The sequence below is a fragment of the Frankia sp. AvcI1 genome, assembly GCF_001420875.1.
GTDB classification, from domain to species: domain Bacteria; phylum Actinomycetota; class Actinomycetes; order Frankiales; family Frankiaceae; genus Frankia; species Frankia alni.
The window spans coordinates 1-20,413 of record NZ_LJFZ01000054.1 but is presented as its reverse complement, the minus strand read 5'-3'; the positions used below and the strand labels follow the sequence as shown (position 1 = coordinate 20,413).

At 71.3% G+C, this 20,413-nt stretch carries 19 protein-coding genes and 8 pseudogenes; 10 read left to right on the top strand and 17 right to left on the bottom strand.

The genetic code is table 11. From position 1 onward, the window contains the following. From UK94_RS31165 to UK94_RS71650, 9 genes and pseudogenes are all read left to right on the top strand, one after another. Nucleotides 1–825 (top strand): ATP-binding protein (locus UK94_RS31165; protein WP_200912954.1); only part of this gene is annotated, 825 nt, incomplete at its 5' end. 1,918 nt (nucleotides 826–2,743) lie between these two features. Continuing rightward, complete coding sequence (locus tag UK94_RS71690) at nucleotides 2,744–3,370, top strand: type IV secretory system conjugative DNA transfer family protein (protein WP_313949625.1); 627 nt, start codon at nucleotides 2,744–2,746, stop codon at nucleotides 3,368–3,370. Between the two features lie 16 nt (nucleotides 3,371–3,386). Further along, a pseudogene (locus UK94_RS71685) lies at nucleotides 3,387–3,594 on the top strand (hypothetical protein); the annotation flags it as partial. 1 nt (nucleotide 3,595) lies between these two features. After that, nucleotides 3,596–3,932, top strand: a pseudogene (locus tag UK94_RS71680) (replication-relaxation family protein); the annotation flags it as partial. A gap of 1 nt (nucleotide 3,933) precedes the next feature. Beyond that, nucleotides 3,934–4,403, top strand: a 470-nt coding sequence (locus UK94_RS71675) for a replication-relaxation family protein (RefSeq protein ID WP_235490838.1), incomplete at its 5' end; no start/stop codon positions are given. A 57-nt stretch (nucleotides 4,404–4,460) separates the two neighbouring features. Continuing rightward, nucleotides 4,461–4,779: pseudogene (locus tag UK94_RS76680) on the top strand (hydrolase Nlp/P60); the annotation flags it as partial. 4 nt (nucleotides 4,780–4,783) lie between these two features. After that, nucleotides 4,784–4,853 (top strand): annotated as a pseudogene (locus UK94_RS71665) (hypothetical protein); the annotation flags it as partial. Between the two features lies 1 nt (nucleotide 4,854). Beyond that, nucleotides 4,855–5,111 (top strand): annotated as a pseudogene (locus tag UK94_RS71660) (hydrolase Nlp/P60); the annotation flags it as partial. 35 nt (nucleotides 5,112–5,146) lie between these two features. Then, nucleotides 5,147–5,372, top strand: a 226-nt coding sequence (locus UK94_RS71650) for an NlpC/P60 family protein (protein ID WP_235490836.1), incomplete at its 5' end; no start/stop codon positions are given. Between the two features lie 538 nt (nucleotides 5,373–5,910). On the opposite strand, the pseudogene UK94_RS71645 reads toward UK94_RS71650, so the two are convergent. From UK94_RS71645 to UK94_RS31110, 8 genes and pseudogenes are all read right to left on the bottom strand, one after another. After that, nucleotides 5,911–6,216: pseudogene (locus tag UK94_RS71645) on the bottom strand (hypothetical protein); the annotation flags it as partial. A gap of 301 nt (nucleotides 6,217–6,517) precedes the next feature. Beyond that, on the bottom strand, nucleotides 6,518–7,003 hold the full coding sequence (locus UK94_RS31140) for a hypothetical protein (protein ID WP_055752671.1): 486 nt from the start codon (nucleotides 7,001–7,003) through the stop codon (nucleotides 6,518–6,520). A gap of 763 nt (nucleotides 7,004–7,766) precedes the next feature. Continuing rightward, nucleotides 7,767–7,940, bottom strand: a complete 174-nt coding sequence (locus UK94_RS34225) for a hypothetical protein (protein WP_157734537.1) — start codon at nucleotides 7,938–7,940, stop codon at nucleotides 7,767–7,769. Between the two features lie 819 nt (nucleotides 7,941–8,759). Continuing rightward, the coding region (locus UK94_RS71640; protein ID WP_235490834.1) for a DUF3846 domain-containing protein at nucleotides 8,760–8,996 on the bottom strand (237 nt) is incomplete at its 3' end. Between the two features lie 188 nt (nucleotides 8,997–9,184). Continuing rightward, a complete protein-coding gene (locus UK94_RS31125) occupies nucleotides 9,185–9,649 on the bottom strand; it encodes a hypothetical protein (protein WP_055752668.1) in 465 nt (154 codons plus the stop codon). A gap of 293 nt (nucleotides 9,650–9,942) precedes the next feature. Beyond that, on the bottom strand, nucleotides 9,943–10,350 hold a 408-nt coding region (locus tag UK94_RS31120), incomplete at its 3' end, for a hypothetical protein (protein ID WP_235490833.1). 97 nt (nucleotides 10,351–10,447) lie between these two features. Further along, nucleotides 10,448–11,350, bottom strand: coding sequence for an N-6 DNA methylase (locus UK94_RS31115; protein WP_055752666.1), 903 nt, complete (start codon nucleotides 11,348–11,350; stop codon nucleotides 10,448–10,450). An 87-nt stretch (nucleotides 11,351–11,437) separates the two neighbouring features. Beyond that, nucleotides 11,438–11,695 carry a hypothetical protein gene (locus tag UK94_RS31110; protein WP_055752665.1) on the bottom strand — a complete coding sequence of 86 codons (258 nt, stop codon included), beginning with the start codon at nucleotides 11,693–11,695 and terminating at the stop codon, nucleotides 11,438–11,440. 14 nt (nucleotides 11,696–11,709) lie between these two features. Here UK94_RS31110 and UK94_RS31105 point away from each other — a divergent pair, with 14 nt between their 5' ends. Next, nucleotides 11,710–12,162, top strand: coding sequence for a hypothetical protein (locus UK94_RS31105; RefSeq protein ID WP_055752664.1), 453 nt, complete (start codon nucleotides 11,710–11,712; stop codon nucleotides 12,160–12,162). Between the two features lie 1,926 nt (nucleotides 12,163–14,088). On the opposite strand, the gene UK94_RS31090 is transcribed toward UK94_RS31105, so the two are convergent. From UK94_RS31090 to UK94_RS71635, 9 genes and pseudogenes are all read right to left on the bottom strand, one after another. Then, on the bottom strand, nucleotides 14,089–14,529 hold the full coding sequence (locus UK94_RS31090) for a hypothetical protein (protein WP_055752661.1): 441 nt from the start codon (nucleotides 14,527–14,529) through the stop codon (nucleotides 14,089–14,091). A gap of 532 nt (nucleotides 14,530–15,061) precedes the next feature. After that, nucleotides 15,062–15,406, bottom strand: a pseudogene (locus UK94_RS31080) (hypothetical protein); the annotation flags it as partial. 2 nt (nucleotides 15,407–15,408) lie between these two features. After that, on the bottom strand, nucleotides 15,409–15,822 hold the full coding sequence (locus tag UK94_RS33330; RefSeq protein ID WP_235490831.1) for a hypothetical protein: 414 nt from the start codon (nucleotides 15,820–15,822) through the stop codon (nucleotides 15,409–15,411). A 407-nt stretch (nucleotides 15,823–16,229) separates the two neighbouring features. Beyond that, complete coding sequence (locus UK94_RS31065) at nucleotides 16,230–16,601, bottom strand: hypothetical protein (RefSeq protein ID WP_055752657.1); 372 nt, start codon at nucleotides 16,599–16,601, stop codon at nucleotides 16,230–16,232. Between the two features lie 90 nt (nucleotides 16,602–16,691). Further along, nucleotides 16,692–17,033, bottom strand: coding sequence for a hypothetical protein (locus UK94_RS31060; protein ID WP_055752675.1), 342 nt, complete (start codon nucleotides 17,031–17,033; stop codon nucleotides 16,692–16,694). 521 nt (nucleotides 17,034–17,554) lie between these two features. Then, complete coding sequence (locus tag UK94_RS31050) at nucleotides 17,555–18,331, bottom strand: hypothetical protein (protein WP_055752655.1); 777 nt, start codon at nucleotides 18,329–18,331, stop codon at nucleotides 17,555–17,557. A 97-nt stretch (nucleotides 18,332–18,428) separates the two neighbouring features. Further along, nucleotides 18,429–18,902: a hypothetical protein gene (locus tag UK94_RS31045; RefSeq protein WP_055752674.1), complete on the bottom strand. Its 474-nt coding sequence runs from the start codon at nucleotides 18,900–18,902 to the stop codon at nucleotides 18,429–18,431. Nucleotides 18,903–18,929: 27 nt separating this feature from the next. Continuing rightward, nucleotides 18,930–19,166, bottom strand: a complete 237-nt coding sequence (locus tag UK94_RS31040; RefSeq protein WP_157734534.1) for a hypothetical protein — start codon at nucleotides 19,164–19,166, stop codon at nucleotides 18,930–18,932. A 219-nt stretch (nucleotides 19,167–19,385) separates the two neighbouring features. After that, nucleotides 19,386–19,640 (bottom strand): annotated as a pseudogene (locus UK94_RS71635) (hypothetical protein); the annotation flags it as partial. Nucleotides 19,641–20,413: the final 773 nt, after the last annotated feature.

Sequence of the window (20,413 nt, the reverse complement as noted above, 5' to 3'; positions counted from 1 at the left end):
CCGGCCGAACGGGCGGCCCTCGACGTCGCGATCACCGCGACCTACCAGGCGGCGGGGATCAGCTCCGACCCGCACAGCTGGGGCCGGCCGGCGCCGCTGCTGGCCGATCTCGCCGCCACACTGGCCGCCTCGGAGGACCCGGCGGCGGTGACACTCGGCACCCGGCTGCACCCGTTCACCACCGGGGCGTTCTCCGGCCTGTTCGACGGTCCGACCACTGGCCGCGGCGACGGCCACCTCGTCGTCTCCTCGCTGCGGGACCTGCCCGACGAGGTCAAAGCCATTGGAACGCTGCTCGTCCTCGACGCCGTGTGGCGGCGGGTGTCGAACCCCGCCGACCGGCGGCCCCGGCTCGTGGTCGTGGACGAGGCGTGGCTGCTGATGCGCCAGCCCGCGGGCGCGGACTTCCTGTTCCGGATGGCGAAGTCGTCCCGCAAGTACTGGGCCGGGCTCACCGTGGCCACCCAGGACACCGCCGACGTGCTCGCCACCGACCTCGGCCGGGCCATCGTCACCAACGCCGCCACCCAGATCCTGCTCCGCCAGGCACCGCAGGCGATCGACGAGATCACCCAGGTTTTCGACCTGTCCCAAGGCGAACGGCAGTTCCTGCTGTCCGCCGACCGCGGGCAGGGATTGCTGGCCGCAGGCACTCAACGGGTCGCTTTCCAGGCCCTGGCGTCACCGGTCGAACACCGGCTGATCACGACGAATCCGGCCGAACTTGCCGCCGAACCCGGCGACACCGACGACGGCTTCTTCGACCTCGCCGTACCCGCCGCCCCGGACGACCCCGACGGCCAGATCTACCTCGACGCCCCCTGACCGTCACCGCTGGAGACGCATGGAGNTCGTCACCATGGACCTGTTCGCCGCGGCGGCTCCCACGCCATCATCGCCGCTCACCACCTACCTGACCGNCCCCGCCGGTNTCCTCCACCACTTGCTGGGCCATCTGCGTGCCTGGGCCGTGGCCTGGGGNCCAATCGCCGGCCCGCTTCTCGCCCTCACCGCCGCCGGTTTGCTCATCCTGCGACGGCGGCTGCGCCGCCGCTACCAGCAGCGGCTCACCGCCGGCGCGCGCCTGGTCACCGTGCTGGCCCCGCCCACCGTCGACCCGGCAGGCGCCAGCGCGCTGTGGGCGAACCTGCTCGGCCTGCTGCGGCCGTCCTGGCGACGGCTCGTCGGCCAGCCGCACCTGGTGTGGGAGTACCTGTTCGACGCCGACGGGGTCCGCATCCAGATCTGGGTGCCCGGCGTCGTGCCTGAGGGATTCGTGGAGCGGGCCGTCGAGGCGGCCTGGCCCGGCGCCCACACCCGCGCCACCCCCGCCCGCGCGCCGCTGCCCGTCGCGGCCCGGCCGGGCCGGCGGCTGCTGGCCGCCGGCGGGGAACTGCGCCTGGCCCGGCCGGAAGCGCTGCCAATCCGTACGGATCATGATGTTGACCCGGTCCGGGCGCTGCTCGCCGCGCCCGGCGGGCTGGCGCGCACCCAGCGGGCGGTCGTGCAGATCCTGGCCCGGCCAGTGACGGGGCGCCGCGTCGCCAGGGCCCGCCGGTCGGCCCGCCGAGTGCGTGCTGGCGGCTCGGCCACCCTGCTCGGTGGCCTGCTCGACCTGCTCNCCCCCCNCCCAGGTCGCAGCCGGCGCACCCGCCGAACCCCAACGGCGACGAAGGTCGATCATCAGACCTCCCTCGCGCTGTCCGCGGAGGACCGCGCGATCGTCACGAAAGGCCGCGGCGCCCAGTTCGAGGTCCGCGTCCGCTACGCCGTCGTCGCCGTTCTCGCTGACACCGCCGACGAGGACACCGCTGCCCGTGTCAGCGGCCAGCTGCGCGGCCGGGCACATGCGATCGCCTCGGCGTTCGCCGCCTACGGCGAGCACAACTACTACAAGCGCGCCCGGCTACGCCGCCCGCTGCCCGTCCTCGCCGCCCGCCAGCTCGGCCGTGGGGACCTGCTGTCCGTCGCCGAGGTCGGCGTGTTGGCCCACCTGCCGGTGGACGAGGCGACTCCCGGCCTGCAACGCGCCGGGGCGAAAGCGGTCGCCCCGCCACCCGGTGTCGCCGCCCCCGGGCCGACCGTCCGTCCGCTCGGCCGTTCCGACGGCGGCCATGCCCGCCCGGTCGGCGTGCGGGTGCCCGACGCCCGCCACCACCTGCACATCCTCGGTGCCACCGGCTCGGGCAAGTCCGAACTACTCGCCCGCATGACCTTGGACGACATTGCCGCGCACCGAGGCGTGGTCAACGTCGATCCGAAAGGCGACCAGATCATGGACATCCTCGCCCGCTACCCGCTGGACGCCGTCGACCGCCTCGTCCTGTTCGACNCCGAATCGTCGGGCCGGCCGCCGTGCCTCAACCCGTTGGACCAGCCCGACNGGTCACGCGCCGTCGACAACCTGGTCTCCATCTTCTCCCGGGTCTACCACGAGTCCTGGGGCCCACGGACCGACGACATCTTCCGCGCTGGCCTTCTTACCCTCGCCGCCCAGCCCGAGGTCCCCGTCCTGACCCAGCTGCCCCGGCTCCTGACCGACGTCGCCTACCGGGAGCGTCTGGTCGGCGAGATCAACAAGGGTGACGGCAACGAGATCCTGGCCGGCTTCTGGCAGTGGTACGAGGCGCTGTCCGAACCGGCGCGGGCCCACGCCGTCGCCCCGTTGATGAACAAGCTGCGCGGGTTCCTGCTGCGCCCGTTCGTGNGGGCTGCGATCGCCNCCGGCCCGTCCACCGTCGACATGGACACCGTCCTCAACGACGGCGGAGTGTGCCTGGTCCGCATCGCCCAGGACGCCCTCGGCGTCGAGACCGCCGCGCTGATGGGTTCGATCGTCGTGTCCGCGGTCTGGCAGGCCACCACGCGGCGCGCCCGGATGCCCCAGGGGAAACGGCCCGACGCCAGCCTGTTCTTGGACGAGGCCCACCACTTCTTGACCTTGCCCTACGCGCTGGAGGACATGCTCGCCGCCGCCCGCGGCTACCGACTGTCGATCTCGATGGCGCACCAGAACCTCGCCCAGCTGCCGAGGCACCTGGAAGAAAGCATCGCCGCGAACGCCCGCAGCAAGATCTACTTCACGATGTCGCCCGCCGACGCGAAACGGCTCGTCCGCCACGTCGAACCCCGCCTGTCCGAGCACGACCTGGCCAACCTCGGCGTCTTCCACGCCGCCGCCCGCCTCGTCGTCGCGGGCGAAGAGGCACCGGCCTTCACGCTGCGCACCGAGAAGCTGCCCGCCCCGGTGCCCGGCCGCGCCGCGCAGATCCGCCGCGCGCTGCGTCGCCGGACGCCCACCCCCGCGCCGACGCCGCCGGACCCGCAGGCCCCGCAGCCCCAGGCCGACCCCCGCCGATCCGCCCGCTGACCACCACGGAGTTCTCATGGTCGCCTACCCGCATCCCCAACGTGCCCTGCGCATCCCGCCCCGTGCCCCCGGCCGGGTCGTCGCCGACGCCGCGCTTGTCACGTACCTCGCCCGCCACCTCTCACCCCGCGACCGGTGGATCACCCGGCTGGCCCACGAGCACCGGGTACTGACCACCCACCAACTCGTCGAGGTCGGCTGGTCCAGCCGACGGGCCGCGAACCNCCGACTGTTGGAGCTCTACCGCTGGCGGGTCCTCGACCGCTTCCAGCCCCTGGTCCCCGTCGGACAGGGACTACCCCCGGCGCACTACGTCTGTGACATCGCCGGCGCCAGCGTGCTCGCTGCCGAGGACAGCATCGAGCTGCGCGAGACCGGCTACCGCCACACCCGCGCGATGGCCATCGCCCACTCCCTGCGTCTGGCGCACACCGTGGCCGTCAACGGCTTCTTCACCGCCTTGATCTCCCACGCCCGCCGCCCCACCCCACCCGGCAAGCTCACCGCCTGGTGGTCCGAGACCCGCTGCCTGCGCGCGTTCGGGGACCTCGTCCGCCCCGACNCCTACGGCCGCTGGACGTCCCCCCGAGGCGAGATCGAATGGTTCCTCGAACTCGACTGGGCCACCGAGCAGCTCAACCGGCTCGTCCTGAAGATCGGCGACTACGGTCGGCTCGCGGCGGCGACAAGGATCAGCACACCGGTGCTGTTTTGGTTCCCCACCGCAGGACGGGAGACCAACGCCCGCCGCGCACTCGCCGCGGCACTGGCCGGACTCGACCAGCCCGACATGGTCCCGGTCGCCACCACCGCCGCCACCCTCGCCCCCGCCGAGGCCCAGCTCGATCCCACCCTTCCCCGCTGGCTGCCCCTGACCGCTACCCGCGGCGGCCGGCTCCCCCTCGACCAGCTCACCCGCGCCTGGCCCCGGCTACGACCCCCCGACCCGGTCGACGGCCGACCCGGCGACACCCCTATGGGGCCGGGGCTGCGTCCGCCCGCGCCGATGCCCCCAACCGGTAGCTGGGGGTGAACGNCCACGACCAAGTACCTCGCCGCCGCCGTCGCCACGGTGGTCCTGCTCATCGTGATGATGGGGGCCGCCGCCGCGCAGATGGCCGAACGGGTCCTGTGCGTGCCGGTCGTCGGCTGGGTCCTCGGCTGTAGCAGCAGTGGCGGCAGCCCCAGCCAGACCGCGCTCGACGACATCCCCGCCGACTACCTCGCCTTCTACATGCAGGCAGCAGCGACCTGCCCCGGCCTGTCCTGGACCACCCTCGCCGCCATCGGCAAGATCGAATCTGACCATGGCCGTAGCCGAATGCCGGGTGTGACCAGCGGCGTCAACGAAGCCGGCGCCGGCGGGCCGATGCAGTTCCTCGCCCCCACCTTCGCCCAGGTCGTCGCCCNCCNCCCGCTACCCGCCGGCGGCGCGAGCCCGCCGTCGCTCTACAACCCCCAGGACGCCGTCTACGCCGCCGCGNCCTACCTGTGCGACAACCACGTCGCCACCGACCTGACCGGGGCGCTGTGGCACTACAACAACTCCGACGTCTACGTCGCGCAGGTCCTCACCCAGGCCGCCCAGTACACCTCGACCTACGGCCTCGGCGCCGACACCGTGCCATCCGATGCCGGCTACGCCGCCGTCCTCTACGCCCAAGGGCAGCTCGGCATCCCCTACCTGTGGGGTGGGGACGGGCCGGGCGAGGGCGGTTTTGACTGCTCCGGGCTCACCAGGNCCGCCTACCTGGCCGCCGGGATCGACCTGCCCCNCACCGCGCAGACCCAGTACGAGGCCGGACCCGTGGTCGCGTCCGGAGAATCACTCCAGGTCGGCGACCTCGTCTTCTACGGCACCCGCACCAACATCCACCACGTCGCGATCTACATCGGGAACGGGCAGATGATCACTGCTCCGGGCCGCGGCAAAGTAATCAAGATCGCCGCATATAGGTGGAAAGGGGACGATTATTTCGGAGCTACTCGGCCATCCATGTAGGGCGCGCATGCGCATTTGACGCGACNCCCCCGCGGAGGGGNTTGGGAGCGTCTACCGCGATGGGCCTCGCGGCCGGGCAGGTGGTGTGATGGCTGGATTTGAGCTGGAGCAGTCGTCATTGCCGGGACGGCGGGTGGTTGGGAGCCGGTGGGGTCAGGGCGAGGGTGACGAGATCGAGCGCGCCGCGGGCGGCGCGGTCCAGTCCGGTGGCGGTGCGCTCGAAGCTCTCCCGCGGATCGGGGCCAGCCAGCGGCGGGTCGGGCATCCCGTGATTACCCAGGGGGCCGAGGATCACCTGCTGGACGGACTCGATCGTGTCCAGGATGCGGCGGACGCCGGTGAGGAGGTCGGCTCGGGTCGTGTCCGCGTCCGTGGCCGCGGTCGTGGCGAGATCTGCGGNGGCCAGACCGGGGATGGTGTTCCCGAGGTCGCGAGCGAGGCGTTCTGCCGCGTGGGCCAGCAGGTAGAGGAGCCTGACGGCCTCGGTGTGGCGTGCTATCCCCGCCAGGTCGGGGTCGTGCAGCGTCCTGCGCAGAGNGAGGGCGTGGGAGGCGACGCGTGCGCTGGCCGGCGCGAGCGGTGCCCTGTCCAGCGCCCAGGCGACCCGGCTGCTGTGGAAGCCGAGACCCGCGACGCCGCCGAGTACCGCCAGCCCTCCCGCCGCGAGGCCATGGACATCACCGGGGCTGGCGAACGGTGGCCACACGATCAGGCAGGCGACCGCGGGAAGCATGAGCAGCAGCTGGGCGACGATCGGGATCAGCATCCGGCGACGCCGGTAACGCCGGGCCGCTCGCTGGACCTGTGTGTCGATGGTCAGCGCGTCCTCCACGTCCTGGATCACCTCCTTCTTCCCGCGTCATGGCGCCCGTCGACCACGGGACGAGCAGCCGCACGGCTTCGAGGAAACACGAACTGGTCTCTCGCCATTCGGATGATGACCGAGGGTGCACCGGCAGCCGCGGGAGCGGGAACACTGTCCGCTGGATCACGGCGCCTATGTTCAGGCGGTCGGATGTGTTCGCGATGGTGGTCATGGGGTCGCGCACCTTTCACTGCTGGACCGCCTGTCCGCGTATTGATGCGGCGGTCTGTGACCGAAGCGTGCCGTGGCGCGGATGCCCGTCAGCCAGTGGGCGTCGTGCTCAGCTGTCGGTGAGCTGGCGTAGGAGACGGACTCCGGGCATACGGTCGTCGGCCCGCATCGGCACGTCGAAGATCTCCGGCTCGTCGAAGACTGGCCGTCCGCCTGGACGGCGGGTGTAGGGGGCGAAGCCGAAGTCGGCGCCGTCGGTGGTGTCGTAGGCGGTCCAGGCGATGGTCTCCTGCTCGCCGGGGCGCAGCGGATGGTTGGAGACCGCTCTGGCGCTGAAGATGCCGGGTTCGGTCTCGATGACGACCTGGGGAACGGCGAAGGCGAACCGGCGCAGGCTCAGAGCACGGGCGTGCTCGGCGGCCTTGTGCTCGAAGGCGGCGGTGGCGTCCTGGTCACGCTGGTAGTCGTAGTCGGACAGGATGCGACGTCCCTGGTCGCCATCGAGGATGACGATCGCGGGCGCCTCTTTGCGGTCGATCGCCCGCTGGACACGGCCGACGACGTCGGTGACCAGCGTCCAGGTGTCGTCGTTCATGCCGCATGTCCTTCGTGTCGGGGGGCAGCGTCGGGCGGCTCAGGTGCGGGCCGGAAAGGGCGGGCACTTCAGCGCGGCTCCGGGTCGCCTTCTCGCCGCAGGTCGGCGCGCAGGTGCAGGGTCTCGTCGAGGATCTCGCGCAGCAGCGCCATGCCGGGGAACGTCCGCGACGGGTTCACCGGGACGGTTACGGTGAACTTCTCGTCGCCGTCGAGGCCGAAGGTGTAGGTGNCGTCGGGGTTGCGGGTGAACAGCGCCATCCCGGTGGAGGCGCCTTCCTCGACATCGAAGATCGTGTAGGCGATCACGTTGTATTCGTCGAGGTCGTCGCGCAGCGGCCCGGTGTAGGGCGAGCGCAGGCGCATCGATTCCTCGCCGACGGCCGGAAGCGGGGTGACGATCATCGGCACGGCGATGATCAGCCGTTCCAGGTCCGTGCCGGCGACCTCGCGGGCTAGCTGCTGCTCGTACCTGACGGCCTTGGCGGGGTCACGCAGGTAGTCGGCGAAGCGGTGCTCGCGGGTGGGTTCGCCTTNCAGGACCGCGAGGGCGGGCTGGTCGCCGGCCCGCAGCGCGTCCTGGACCTCGCCGATGGTCGTGTCCAGCAGGATGTGGGACTCGATGTTCACCGCGGCGTCCTCTTCGGTGGTCGGGTCGGGTGTCGTGGCAGGGACCGGATGGTTCCAGTCTGGTCTGGCGGGTAGCGGCCTGTCCTCGACAGGGTCCGCTACCCGCGCGCCTGGCCCGACCCGCTCCGTGCGCGTCACAGTCTTCTGATGTTGTTGCGGGTGGTGGTCACCGTGCCGTCGGCGCCGAGGTCGACGACGTACCGGTCACCGTCAACCTTCGCGATCCGGCCGAACCTCCAGAGGTGGCCATCGCCGACCCGCACCTGCACAGGCGTGCGGACGGTCAGGCTATCCTGCTCGTGGGCCATGATTGTCTGTCCTTTCAGGCGGCGCGGCGCAGCCGGCCCGGCCACCGCCCCTGCTGGGGGCGGTCTCGTAGGGTGAGATCGGCGAAGTCGAGGCGGCCGACGATTTCCCGGGTCGGCCAGTGAATGAGCCGGCCGCAGCGCAAACAGCAATAGTGACCACGCCACCGAGCCGACCCCGGCGCAGCCTCGCGATGTCCGATGACGGGAACGAATCCCTCGCCGCCCGGGGTGTTGTCACACCGGCACAGCCATTCCTCGTCGTCGCCGCGGCGGGCGATGAATTCACGCACAGCAAACACCTCTCTTTCCCGAGGGCGAGGTCGGAAGGGAACAGGGTGACGAGAAGCCCGCACGCCGACGCGGCGCCGCTCTGCGGTCACCGGGACCGCGGGCAGCGGGTGTGCGGCGATCGCGGTCGCCCTCTCGCCCGTACTTGACCCGGCGGCGCCTGATGATCCGCGCGGTGAGGGGCTGGACCTCGCCGAGCCCGGTGCGCGGCTGTGCACCGCTGACATCTCGACCTCGCCGCCGGGACGCGACGGCCGCCGANCCCCTGCCGCTGGCTGTTCAGCTTCGGCCGGCGGGAAGGACACGCACGTCGAGGACATCCGGATCTTCGAGCGCGAGCAGGGCGGTGGCGTAGGCGTCGAACGGCGTGTCGTAGGCCGTGTCCACGCGGTCCGGGACGGTTGTCCACCCGCGGCGGTGGCGGGACCGCGTCTGCACCTGGGTGGCGGTGCCGGTCAGGACCGCGATGAGGTCGGCGGAGGCGTCGCTGTCGAGACCGCGGCGGACTGGGCCGGTCAGGTAGGCGTCCCNGGCGATCACGTCCTTCCCGCGTAGCTGCGGGGCGTGGACCCAGGTGAGCAGGGTGGCCCGGCCGTTACGCGGCAGGCCGTCGACCTTGCCGTTCTCGTTGACGTAGAGCGTCGCCGCGGGGCTGGTGAAGTCGATCGGTTCGATGGAGCCGCCCACGAGGGTCTGGGCGGCGCGCAGGCTGGTTTCGTCGTGGTCGACGAGGCGGACCGGCAGCGCCGGGTCCGCCGGCACCACCACAATTTTGATCATTGTCGGGGGCTTTCCAGGAAAGCGGCCTGCCCCTTTGTCCCGCGCTGGAAGGTGGTCAGGGGTGGTCGCTGGGGCTGTGGGGGTGACGGGTCGGGTCCAGTGGCCGGTGTGCGGGTCCCAGACGGCTTCGCGGTGGAGGCGGTTGAGGTCGGGAAACGCCTCGTACGGGGCGGGCATCATCCAGTCGAATGCCCGGCGCTCCACCTCGCCGGGGTAGGTGCCGGTCCATGCGGTCGGCCGAGGGTGCCGGCGCGGACGCGGACGAGGCGCACGATGGTGAGCACGGTCGGCCGGGTGCGGTCGAGGGGCGGGCGGAGGATGTCACGGTCGTAGGTGCCGAACAGCAGCCCGGCCGTGACGGTGCGCACGGCCTGTGCGGCAGGGCCGGCGGCGGGTCGGTGGCCGTTAGTGGCGGGGGTCCAGCCGGCGGGCGGGACCACCACCTCCGGCGGCGGAGCCGGTGGCACGCGGAAGATCAGGGTCACGTGGGTCGGGTCGCCGTGGTGGTCGACGTAGAACGCGCCGTCGGGCAGACCGATGAGAGCGGCGCCGAGGGTGGCGCTGTCCGCGGCCGGGCGGACGGTCACGTGGATGGTGTCGGGCCGGGGACGGTGGACCGACACCCGCGGGTCCGAGGGCATGGCAGGGCTCCAATCGAGGCTTTCCGGGCGTCGACGCCCGGTGGGGTTGGGGGCCGGTCGCTGCCCGCCCGGTCGAAACACCGGAGCAGCGGAGTCGCGGACGCGGCTGGTCAGAGATCGCAGGTGAGGGTGACGGGGCGCGGTGGACACGGACACGCGCCTGTCCTCGGCACGCTGTGTCACCCGGTCGACGGGGTGATGACCATCTCGTCCGGGCGAAGCCTGCGGATCTCCTGCGGGCCGACGAAATGACGACGACGGCCGACGCCGATATCGACACAGATCCCGACGCNGCCGGCGTCGTCCTCCGAGCGCTCGCCGACAATCGCCCAGAACGGGAAAGGCCACGCCTGCGGGGACTCCTGCGGGTCCCCCGCGGTCAGGGCGACCACATCCCCGGGCTTGTAGACGCGGTGGGTGTGTCGCGTCGCCGTGGCGCAGCGCAGTCGGCCGCAGGGCGGTGTGGCCGGCGGGCGGACCGCCTGCCGGTACGCGCCGATCTGGTTCCAGACCGCTGGATGTTCCACCGCAAGAAGCCTTCTCAGATCGTCCTCGATCATGTGCGGGGCCTTCAGGCCGGGGACGTTCTCCATCCGACCTGACAGCACCGTGACCGGCGGGTGCGACTCGTCGTGGACCCGCCACAGCACCGTCGCCGGATCATCCGGGCATCGCCCGAACGTCGCGAAGTGAATACCCATCAGAGCGCCCCTTTCTGGGCGAACGAAACAGCTGAGGAGACGTCCGCGCCGATAAGCGGCACGGGGTAGCCCGCGCGCGGACCGCCTGGTCGTGGAATCAGGGACGGTCGCCGTCTGTCCGGTCGAGGCGGCGGAGCAGGTCGAGCGCGGACGCGGCCCGTTGAACATCGCGGGCGAGGGTGATGGCCTCGGCGCGTTCGCCGACGGCGCGGGCCTGCCAGTCGTCGGCCAGGGCGTCGCCGTGGGCGATCAGGACATGCGGACCGAGCCGCCAGATGATCACATTGATGGCGAGGGCGGCGAGGGCGAGCTCGTCGGTGTCGACCGCGACCCAGCGAACCTGCGCGGGGTCGCCGCCGTGTTCCCGGATGGTCTGCGCGGCGGCGCGCAGCAGCCCGCCGGTACCGGCGGCGGGTTCAAGGACCGACTCGCCGGGCTGCGGCGTGCCGAGACAGGCGGCGAGGAGGTCGGTCATGTCGGGTGGGCTGTAGAACTGGCTGCGCGCCGTGCGGGCACCGGGGGTGCGCAGCACCTCCAGCAGCGGGCCGAACAGGTCGACGTCGTCGCGGGCGACGGCGAGCAGCTCGTGCAGGCCCGCGCCCAGCGCCGCCTGCACGATCCGGCGCACCGCGTGCAGCAGCTGACGGTCGGGGGGTGGGGTGGTGAACCACGGCATCGTCAGGGGTGCGATCCGGGGGGTCAGGTCGGGACGGGTGTGGGCGAAAAGCCGCCAGGTCGCGCGCAGGAATCCGAGCAGCCCGGCGTCGTCGGCGTCGGTTAGCTGGGCGGCGACCCAGGCCCGTTCGTCGGCATCGGCAGGGGTGCGCAGCGCGAGCGCCGCGACGACCGACAGCGGGATCTCGGGCCGGTCGGAGCTGTGGGCGGTGTGCCAGGCATGGTCGACCGCCTCGGCGATCCGATGGACCTGGGCGAGCGCGTCTGCCCGGGTGGCAGGTGTCGGGCCGGACGGGCTGCGAACAGGCCGTGACGATGCGCCCATCGGAGCAGCCTCCTTTCGGATAAATGCCGAGCGCCCCCGGCCCCGGAAAAGGGGCGGGGGCGCTCGGCCGGTGTGGTGGTCGGGACGTCAGGTGGGTCGGGTGAGGTGGTGGACGGGTGCGGCCCGGCCGGTGGTCATCGCCGCGCCCGCCAGCGTCAGCAGCGTTTCGGCGACCTCACGTGGCACGAGCGTGCGCAGGCGGATGTCGGCGTACTCGGCCGAGTAGGGGCCTTCGATCGGCAGCATCAGCCGCAGGGAGGGCTTGAGCAGGTCGACGACGATGTAGAGGCTGTCCGTGCCCGGCCACAGGTCCAACTCGAAGCGGGGCGCGATGATGCGAGACATAGAGGAACCTCCCGGTGCGAGGCGGACACGGCCCCCAGGACGGGGAAGGCGCAGGGGACGGCGCGACCCCGGAGAGATCGAGCGCGTCGTCCGACCGCGCGCGTCCAGCGACGCGTCGGCCCGGCCGCGCGGGTGAGGCGGCGGACAGCGGCACGCCGAGGTCGCCGAACGAGGATCGCTGTCTGCTGTCCGTCGGCGGACCGCAGCTCGCCGACGACCATGACCCGGCCGGCGGCACGCAACGTCTGGGCTGCACGCTCGGCGAGCAACCCGTGGGCGAGGACCGGCACGACGGCGGCCTCGCCGTCGTGCCGGTCCTCGGACCGCCCGTAGAGCCGTGGGACGCGGACGACGGGGAAGCGGACGGCGGCAGCGCCGCGCTGGTCGGTGACGCGTCAGTCGGCCAGCCGGCCGCGCAGCGCCGCGGTACTCACCGAACCTCCCCGAAGATCATTCGATCGGTGTAGGTGAGTAATCGGTGTAGGTGAGTAGAGGACAGGCCCGTGTCCCAGCCCTCGCACTCGCCAACGGGGATGGGCCGGCCGCCGTCGATGATCAGGAAGAATCAGACGCCGACATCGGCGGGGCCGTCGCCGTTCTTCCCACCGCTCAACCCGACCATCAGGTTGATCTCCACGGTGGTGGTCGGGCTGGACGTGCGCAGGACCTCGAACCCCTCGCCGTGGTCGACGATCGTCCAGCCGGCGGGAAGCTCGTCGGGCAGGTCGATCGCGATGCCGGTGTGCCGGTCGATGATCGGCAGGTCAGCCGTCCTCGGCGACGCTGACGCCGAGGATGTGGTCGGCGGCGTGCTGGGCCTGAGCGGCGGCCTGGACGACCAGCTTGCTGTCCTCGCGCAGCACGTCGAGCCACGAGCGCAAGTAGGCGGCGCTGTTCTCGACCAGCGCCTTCTGGTCGATCCCGGCGATGGCGCACAGCAGGGCCGCGCCCATCTCGGCGACCAGTTCCTCCTTCGAGTAGACCGGGTCACCGAACCGGCCGAACGAGCCGNCACGCACGCCGTCCCGGTCAAGGCGGGATTCGTGACCGGTGGAATGGGTGAGTTCGTGGAACAGGGTCGCGTAGTACGCCTCGGCGGAGTCGAACGCCTCGATCGGCGGCATGGTCACCCGGTCGACGGCGCCGGGCTCGTAGTACGCCGCCTCACCGGTGCGGACAGTCGGGGCGTCCGGGTAGCCGTCGGCGATGGTCTCGGCGGTGGCGATGCGTTCGACGTCGGGCCGGCCACCGGCGGCGTAGGTGGGCTCGGTGCCGTCGGCCCAGTCCGCCTGGTCGGCGTTGAACACCCGGTAGTAGCGCAGCAGGAAGCGGNGCTCGTCCTGCTCGTCGTCGGCCCGTGCCTTGTGGAGGTAGGACTTCCAGAAGACGACCAGGGTGGAGTGCTCGCCCTTACGGACGGTCCCGCGACGTTCGTTGATCTTCTTGAGGGTGCCCCACCACGGTGAGCGGTAGCCGTTCGCGACGGCGGTCAGCCCGAGCAGGAACGGGTTGACGCCCCGGTAGGGCTTCCCCGTCGCCAGGGACAGGGGCACGCCGACGTCGACGTTCCACGGCTGATGCCACGGAACCGTGCCGTTCTCCAAAGCATTGACGACGGTGTCGGTGACGATCTCGTACACATTCTGCCGCGTCACCTCACTGCACCTCCTTATGGTTTCCAGCTCGACGCGCGGGCGGCCCATCAGGGCCGCCCGCGCAGGCAGAGGGCTGTTCGTATGTGCGGGGATTGCTCTGATCCACCGGAATGCGGGGGCATGGCGATGCCCGACGGCTGGTCGGTACGNCTGAGTCAGGCGCGCGTGGACCAGGTAGTGGCTGTCGGGCGGCATGGAGGTGCCTCCGAATCCGATGAGGGAAGGTCGCGGTCGCGGCCCGACGCTCGCGTCGGGCCGCGACCCGGGCGGTCCTGACCGGGGCCGGTGCGGTCGCGCCGGGCTCCCGGTCTTGTCACGGGACGGCCGTTGCCGCCGGCCGGGGTGGGCCGGCCGGCAGAGTGAAGGCGATGTCCGTGGTGTCGGGGTCGGCGACGATCGACCACTCGTCGAGCAGCTCGGAGATCCGCTCCGTGACCGCCTCTTCGTCCTCGTCGGCGCTGCCCTCATCGGTGAGGATGCTGATCAGCCGGCCGCGTGGCTCGCCCAGCTCGTCGGTGAAGGTCTCGACCTCCAGCTCGGTAGCGGCCGGGNACACTGCGCGGGTCTCACCCTCGATGAGGATCTCCAACAGCAGTCGCCACTCGTCGCGGGCGGTCAGGAACGCGTCGCGGACCTNCTCCTGCCGCCGCTGGGCACATGCGTACGGCGTCTCGGACCGTCGGCCCAGCGCGCGACGGACCAGCGTCGCCCATCCACGTCGCAGGATCTCCGCGCGCATCACTGATCTCCTTGGGGAGGGCCGCCGACCGGGGCGGTGACCGGCGGGTGTGTGTCGCGGGCGGCGTCGGCCGGCGGCGTGTCGACCAGATCCACATGCAGCGGTTCACCGGCGGTGTCGGCCTGGCGCAGCGCGGTGAGGGTCTGCTCCGCGAACGCGCGCAGGCCCTTGCGGGAGTACCGGGCCACGGGCTGGCGGCGGTGCCACACCGGGTCGTGCATGCCGTACTTCGTGATCCCGACGCCGCGATCGGTCTCGGTCTCGTTGCGCAGCTCGGCGTAGTACTCCTTGCTGCTCCCGAAATGGCGGATCGTCAGATTGACGAGCAGCGTCGCCGGGTCGGTGTCTTCGTCGACCCGGCGCACGGTCCACTGGTAGGTGAGGCGCCGGTTGGCCTCGTTGACGAACAGCTTCGGTTCGCGTTCGGTGATGAGACTCATCGCCGTCGTTCCTTTCTCATCATCCCGACCGTTACGGGCGCGGGGCGGTGTTGGGTGTTTCGCGGAGGTGGCCGTCGAGGCAAGGCCGTCGCGGGCTGGGGTGCGGTGCGGCTACTGGCGGGCGTTGCGCCAGGTGTCGGCTTTCTCGCGTATCCGGTCGAGGGCTTGGTCCCAGTCGGGGNGGTCGTACGAGCCGTCGATGCCGTTCTGGTTGTCGTGGAGCAGCCCGACATGAAACTCGTCAGGCCGAACGCTTTCGGCGATCACGGCCCACAGCGGGGTGTAGATGCCCGCGCGAGGGATGTAGATACCGGCTACCACCGGGCCGCCGAAAAACCGTCTGGGCAGAGGAAATTCAGGTGCCATTGCCATTGGTCCGTTCGTGGGAGAAATTCAGAGCCCGGGGCGTTGGGCGTTGGGCGTCCGCGACGGGTCGTGGGTGCCAGACGGGCCGGCCGTCGTCGTCGGCCCGTTCGAGATCGAGCGCGTCGGCCCAGACGGCACAGCTGTGGCAGGGGCGGGCGCAGCGGGNGCAGTCGCCGTGTTGCAGGACGTCCCGCCGGTGCTGCTCGACCCAGGCACGAGAGACTCGGGCGTAGGTCCAGGTGTCGATGTCGTGGGTCAGCCGGTCGCGCAGCGCGGTGAGGATGCGCACGATCCGATCCGGGTCGTAGCTGGGCATCGAGTGGTCACCGATCCCGGCGGCGCGCAGCGCTTCGTGTCGCTCGCCGTGGCTGCCGGTCAGTGGTGCCAGCAGCGCGTGGGCGTCGAGGCGATCGTCGTCGGTCGGCAGGCCGCCCCGGTTGACCGGCCGCCGTCCCAGATCGTCGAGGTCGGCCGCCGCGCGGGCCGGGCGGCGGCGTGGTGGGCGGCCCACCGTCAGCTCCGGGGCGCATCGGAGCCCGCGGCAAGGACGGGTGCCGATGCGGCGGCGGGTGCCGTGTCGAAGCGGATCAGGTGGCCGTGCTCGTAATCGTCGCTGATGGCGCCGTCGACGGCGGCGAGGTTCGCGACCTCGTCGCGGATCGCGTCCCACTGCTCGGGGGCGCTTGCCGGGGCGACGTCGATGGTGGTGTTGTCGGCGAGGAGGACGCCTTCGGCCGAGGCGGTCGGGTAGTCGTCCCAGTCGACGTCGCACAGCACGGCGACCGCGTTCGGCCAGGTCTGGCGGACCAGGGACGCGAGCCCGTCGTCGCTGGTGATCCGGCGCCGTAGCTCGGCGTTGATCGCGGACAGGGCCTCGCTGAGGTCGGCCTCGTCGGCAGTCGGGAGAGTGGACAGGTCGAACAGCATGGGCCTACCTCCCTCGGGTGGGCGGGGTGCGTGGGAGTTGGACGAGCCGGTTGTCGGCGTGGAAGTGGCCGGTGTCGGCGATGCGGAGCAGGTCACCGCGGACCTGCTTGGCGACGTGCTCGAAGGCGGGGTCGCCGTTGCGTTCGGCGAGGACGTCGGTCAGGGTGCACACCACGTCCAACTGGTGATCACTATCGACGCCGATCTCGGTCGCATCCCGGTAGGCGCCGACGCGGCGGACGTTGCGGGCGATGCGGGTCGCGAGCAGGAAGACGAGCCNGTCGGTGGTCTGGGCGTGGGCGAACGCGGTCTGCCGGTAGGCGTGGTCGGCTGCCGCGATCGCGGCATCAAGGTCATCCATGGCGGTACGTCACTTCGGGTGGTGGCCGCACGTAGCGGCGGGCGGGTCAGTCGGTGGGCAGGGGCACCCATTCCGTGGGTGGGGTGGGGTTGACCTGCTCGGTGTGGATCAGGTCGCGGATCTGTTCATGCAGGTAGTCGCCGGTGTCCGCGAGCCCGGGGTCGTCGGCCCAGACGATCGAGCCGACCAACGACGTCGTATCGGCAACCACACCGCCGAGAGCGTCGGTGGTGTGGCGGTGGCCGCAGTGCGGGCACTCGACGACGGTGCACAGCAGGTAGGCCGTCCAGGTTCCGTCGGCGAAGTGGCCGCGTTCCTCGGCGACGATCTCCGGGTCGCCGAGCGGTGCGGCGTAGTAGTCGAGGTCTTCGGCGATGTGGACACCGACCCGGGGCGGGGCGGCGGTGGGCGCGGTCATGGGCGGCTCCGGTGCGGGAAGGGCGCGGAGGGAAGGCCGCCCCCCGGGCGCCGCGGTGGCCGGCCCGCGTGTGGACCGAACGGCGGCCGATCAGGTAGGCGGATGCGCGCGAGGCGGGTCGGGGACGATTTCCCAGGCCCAGTCGTAGGCGCCGATGTAGTACAGGCCGTCCGGGGCGGGCTCGACGACGGTCGTGGAGTCCCACCGGCCGCTGTGCACGGAGACCGTGCCGTCGTCGCCGATCGTGATCGTGTCGACCTCGTCGGCGGGTACGGTCGCGGCCAGCGCAGCGGCCTCGGCCGCCAACTGGCGGACCTGGCTGGCGGTGAAGCCAGGAACGGCCCAGCCGTTCCACCGCTCGTCGGTGGCCGGGACCTCGTACTCGCTGTGGACGCCGCTGATGGTGACGCGCATGGTTGCCGCAGGTGGCATGGTGCACTCCAAGGGTGAGCAGCGCGGACCGGTCAGCCGGGCCAGCGTGCCCGGCATGGCCGGCGGGTCAGCCGGTGGGCAGGCAGCAGATCAGCGGGATGCCGCGCAGGTCGAAGCTGGTCGCCTCGGCGGGCAAGACGTAGCGGGACTGCGACNTGTAACGCAGCCGGTCGGTGGAGTCGGCGTCGAGCGCCACGGTGGCGTGCTTGCCGTCGATCTGGGCGATCCGGCCGGTCAGCCCGTCGAGGTACTTCGGCTTGACGTTCGCGATCCTGACAGCGACGCCGGTGGTCAGCGTGGCAGTCCGGATCGAGGCCAACGCGGTCCGTCGCTGCTTGATCGCGGCGGCGAGTCGGGTCAGGTCGTCGTCGGTCNCGTGGGAGAGCACGAAGTCGGTCGCGCTCTGGAGGGTCGGAGTGCTCTCGGGCATGCGGCGGCCCTGCCTTCCTTTCAGTGGGTGGGAAGAGGCGCGGCCCGGTCACCCGGCCCGCGACGAACGGGGGTGTCGGCCGTGGCCGGGGTCAGCCGACGGTGAAGCCGACCCGGCCGGACACGCACAGCGGCTCCGGGCACATCACCGTGTTGCCGTCGTGGCGGCGTGCGTCGTGGAAATCGAAATCGACGTGTCCACGGTTGGCGCGGAAGATCCACGACCCGCCGTCGGCATACCAGTCGGCGCCGCACCGGTCACAGACGGCGTGGCAGGTGAACACGTCGGAGTCCTCGCGGATCGTGTAGATCAGCGCGTCGGTGTCCAGCTCGGGCGGGCCGGCGTACACCAGCCCGACGTCGCGCGACCGGTAGTCCCCGACCGCGCCGTGCACGTACACGCCGGGCCAGACCACCCCCGGGCGGGTGACGATGTCCCACTGGTCGGCCGGGCCGATCAGCGCGCACCGCCACCGGTAGACGACCCCGACGGTGTGGAACGGCCGGAGCACGCGGATCGCGGTCAGGCTGCGTCCCTCGTCGAGGTAGCTGGAACTGGACGTCTCGTAGGCAAGATCGTGCACCGTGAGGTAGCCGAGCTTCTCCAGCTCCCGCAGCCCCTCGGCATTGTCGAGGTGGGCCGGACCGTCCACGGTTCCGGGCGCCACAGCCTCCCGGCCGATCTTGGTGAGGGCGTCGGCGACGTACAGACTGGTGTCCGCGTCATAGCCGCCCGGCCGGTCGGTCAGCCGCAGCACGCTCGCCAACGCGGGAGCGTCGGCGACCCGGACGCTGTTCAGGATCTCGGTAACCGTGTCCTGCGCGTCGACGGACAGCTCGTGGTAGTCCACGCGGGTCTCCACGTCCACGGCGTCACTCCTTCCGTGACGCCCGCCCGGTCGCGGCGGGCGGGCAGGCTGACGCCGTCCCCGGACCGAACGGTCCGGGGACGGCGATGTGAGATGGTCAGCTGCCGATCAGGTAGGTGCCGTCGTGTAGCGGTGTGAGTGGCCGGTGCCCGCCCGGCGCGTCCGGGGACGGCACATGTAGCAGCAGCCGGCCCGCGAGCACGCTGTCGGCGTCGTCAGGCACGCGGCGCACCGTGAACGTGAACGCCCCGCGCGGGTCCCCGACAGAGATGTGGACAGTCACCGAGTCCTCGGCGTCGTCGGTGGCGACGCCGGCATGGTTGCACCAGCTCAGCGGCACCGCCTGCGGCACGTGCCCGCCCGCCGCCGGTTCACCGTCGTCGGGGTCGGCGTCGGGGCAGTCCGCGCCGGAGGATTCGCCGAGCCACCGGCCGTCCGCGGTCTCGATCAGTTCGTCCCCGCAGGCACCGCACCGGTGGGTCGGGCCGTCGCCGTCGATCTCGACGGTGACGGACTCGGAGTCGTCTTCCAAGGTGTCGACCGGCTGGCCGTCGACCAGCAGCGACATCATCACCAGCAACCGCCTCCCTTCAACCGGTCAGGTGTAGGTGTAGATCCGTCCATCCGCGTCGGTGTGGAAACCGGCTTCGCCGAGGGTGATCGGGAAGCTGAACGGCCGGCCGTCGTCGTCGAGCAGCTGCACCGCCGCGCCCCTGCCGGGCGAGGTCTGGACCTGGCAGGACATCCGCCGGCCCGCGACGCCCAGGTGCATACACACCTCGGTCCAGGGCAGCACCACCGACCGGATCTCACCCGGACCCACAAAACTGATCATGAGAAGATCCCTCCGCTCAGGGTCGGACAGGGCAGGACTGGCGGGTCAGAGGACCCNCACGGTCCAGCTGTCGCAGTCGTCCTCACGTCCCGCGACCTCCAGCTGAATGTCGCCGTAGACACGGGCCTGCTGATGCAGCCGGTCACCTTCCGGGCCGAAGCCGCGATCCCACAGGCCCGCCCCGGCTCCCTGCCGCGAAAGCACGTAGTCCCGGCCCANCTCCTCCGCCGACGGCGCCCGGTCCCCGAGACGGGACGCGAGGGAGAACAGGTCACCGAGACCGAAGAGCAGCCAGTCCCGGATCTCCTCCTCCGGGCCCCCGTCGAGGAACTCGATCTCGGTACCGTCGAAGCCGCTGCCGTAGAGGTTCGTCGTCTCCTCCGGCGCCCACTCCACGACCGCCGACTCGATCAACTCCCGCCAGACCCCCAGCCGAAACCGGGTCTCGAAATCCGGCGAGACAGTGCCACGCACAGACACAGATCACTGCCCCTTCCTGGGTCACCGGCCGGTCCCGGCCGTAGGCAGGGGGCACACTCGCGCGGGTGCGCCCCCTGCCCGCGACCCGCTCACACCGACGGCCCAGCCCCCGGGCTCGTCGTGGGCTTGTCCGACCGCACCGCCGCGTCGACCAAGTCCTGACCGAAGATCGCGATGGCCATCANCAGGTGCACGACCAGCACCTCGACACTGACCAGCAACAGNAGCTCCAGCAGGCACAGAAACGCCGCCACCCCCAGGTGGTGACNCCCCGACCGCTGGCCCAGGTCCGCCNCCAGCCGCTTACCAAACCGACGCATACATTCCTCCAAAATCAGCGTCGAACGGTTCGCTACTTCCGTGCGCCGGAACGCACCCCGGCCGTTCGGCCGAGGAAACGTTCCGGAAAGGGTGCGAGTGCNCTCCGCCACGTCCGGCTCAGCGCCAGGCAATCCAAAGATCGCCGTAGATGCCTCTCGCCTTGAGGGGGCGCGGTCCGTCCAGCCATTCCAGGCTGTACTTGTAGATCTTGCAGTCTATTCCGTGGTAGATCCTCGCCAGACGGTCCAGAACGGCGAGGAAATGATCCCTTCCTCTGNGATCGATAAGCGCCAGAGCACGCGCTCGATCGCCGATGATGTCGACCAGAATTCNCTCCTTCACGACGGCATCGCCGGGATGCGTTCCGTGGGCGTGCCAGGGTGCGAGGTTCCTTCACCTTGATACGCCGCCGGGAACGCTCCGACCGTCCGGCCGGGATGCGTTCC

Excerpts from the sequence above, each read along its gene's own strand:
- UK94_RS31125 (WP_055752668.1), bottom strand. The coding sequence starts at position 9,649 with ATGCCCTCGGACCCGCGGGTGTCGGTCCACCGTCCCCGGCCCGACACC.
- UK94_RS31110 (WP_055752665.1), bottom strand. The coding sequence starts at position 11,695 with ATGTCTCGCATCATCGCGCCCCGCTTCGAGTTGGACCTGTGGCCGGGC.
- UK94_RS34225 (WP_157734537.1), bottom strand. The coding sequence starts at position 7,940 with ATGGCCCACGAGCAGGATAGCCTGACCGTCCGCACGCCTGTGCAGGTG.
- UK94_RS31065 (WP_055752657.1), bottom strand. The coding sequence starts at position 16,601 with ATGACCGCGCCCACCGCCGCCCCGCCCCGGGTCGGTGTCCACATCGCC.
- UK94_RS31060 (WP_055752675.1), bottom strand. The coding sequence starts at position 17,033 with ATGCCACCTGCGGCAACCATGCGCGTCACCATCAGCGGCGTCCACAGC.
- UK94_RS33330 (WP_235490831.1), bottom strand. The coding sequence starts at position 15,822 with ATGCTGTTCGACCTGTCCACTCTCCCGACTGCCGACGAGGCCGACCTC.
- UK94_RS31090 (WP_055752661.1), bottom strand. The coding sequence starts at position 14,529 with ATGAGTCTCATCACCGAACGCGAACCGAAGCTGTTCGTCAACGAGGCC.
- UK94_RS31045 (WP_055752674.1), bottom strand. The coding sequence starts at position 18,902 with ATGATGTCGCTGCTGGTCGACGGCCAGCCGGTCGACACCTTGGAAGAC.
- UK94_RS31115 (WP_055752666.1), bottom strand. The coding sequence starts at position 11,350 with ATGGGCGCATCGTCACGGCCTGTTCGCAGCCCGTCCGGCCCGACACCT.
- UK94_RS71690 (WP_313949625.1), top strand. The coding sequence starts at position 2,744 with ATGGACACCGTCCTCAACGACGGCGGAGTGTGCCTGGTCCGCATCGCC.
- UK94_RS31040 (WP_157734534.1), bottom strand. The coding sequence starts at position 19,166 with ATGATCAGTTTTGTGGGTCCGGGTGAGATCCGGTCGGTGGTGCTGCCC.
- UK94_RS31140 (WP_055752671.1), bottom strand. The coding sequence starts at position 7,003 with ATGAACGACGACACCTGGACGCTGGTCACCGACGTCGTCGGCCGTGTC.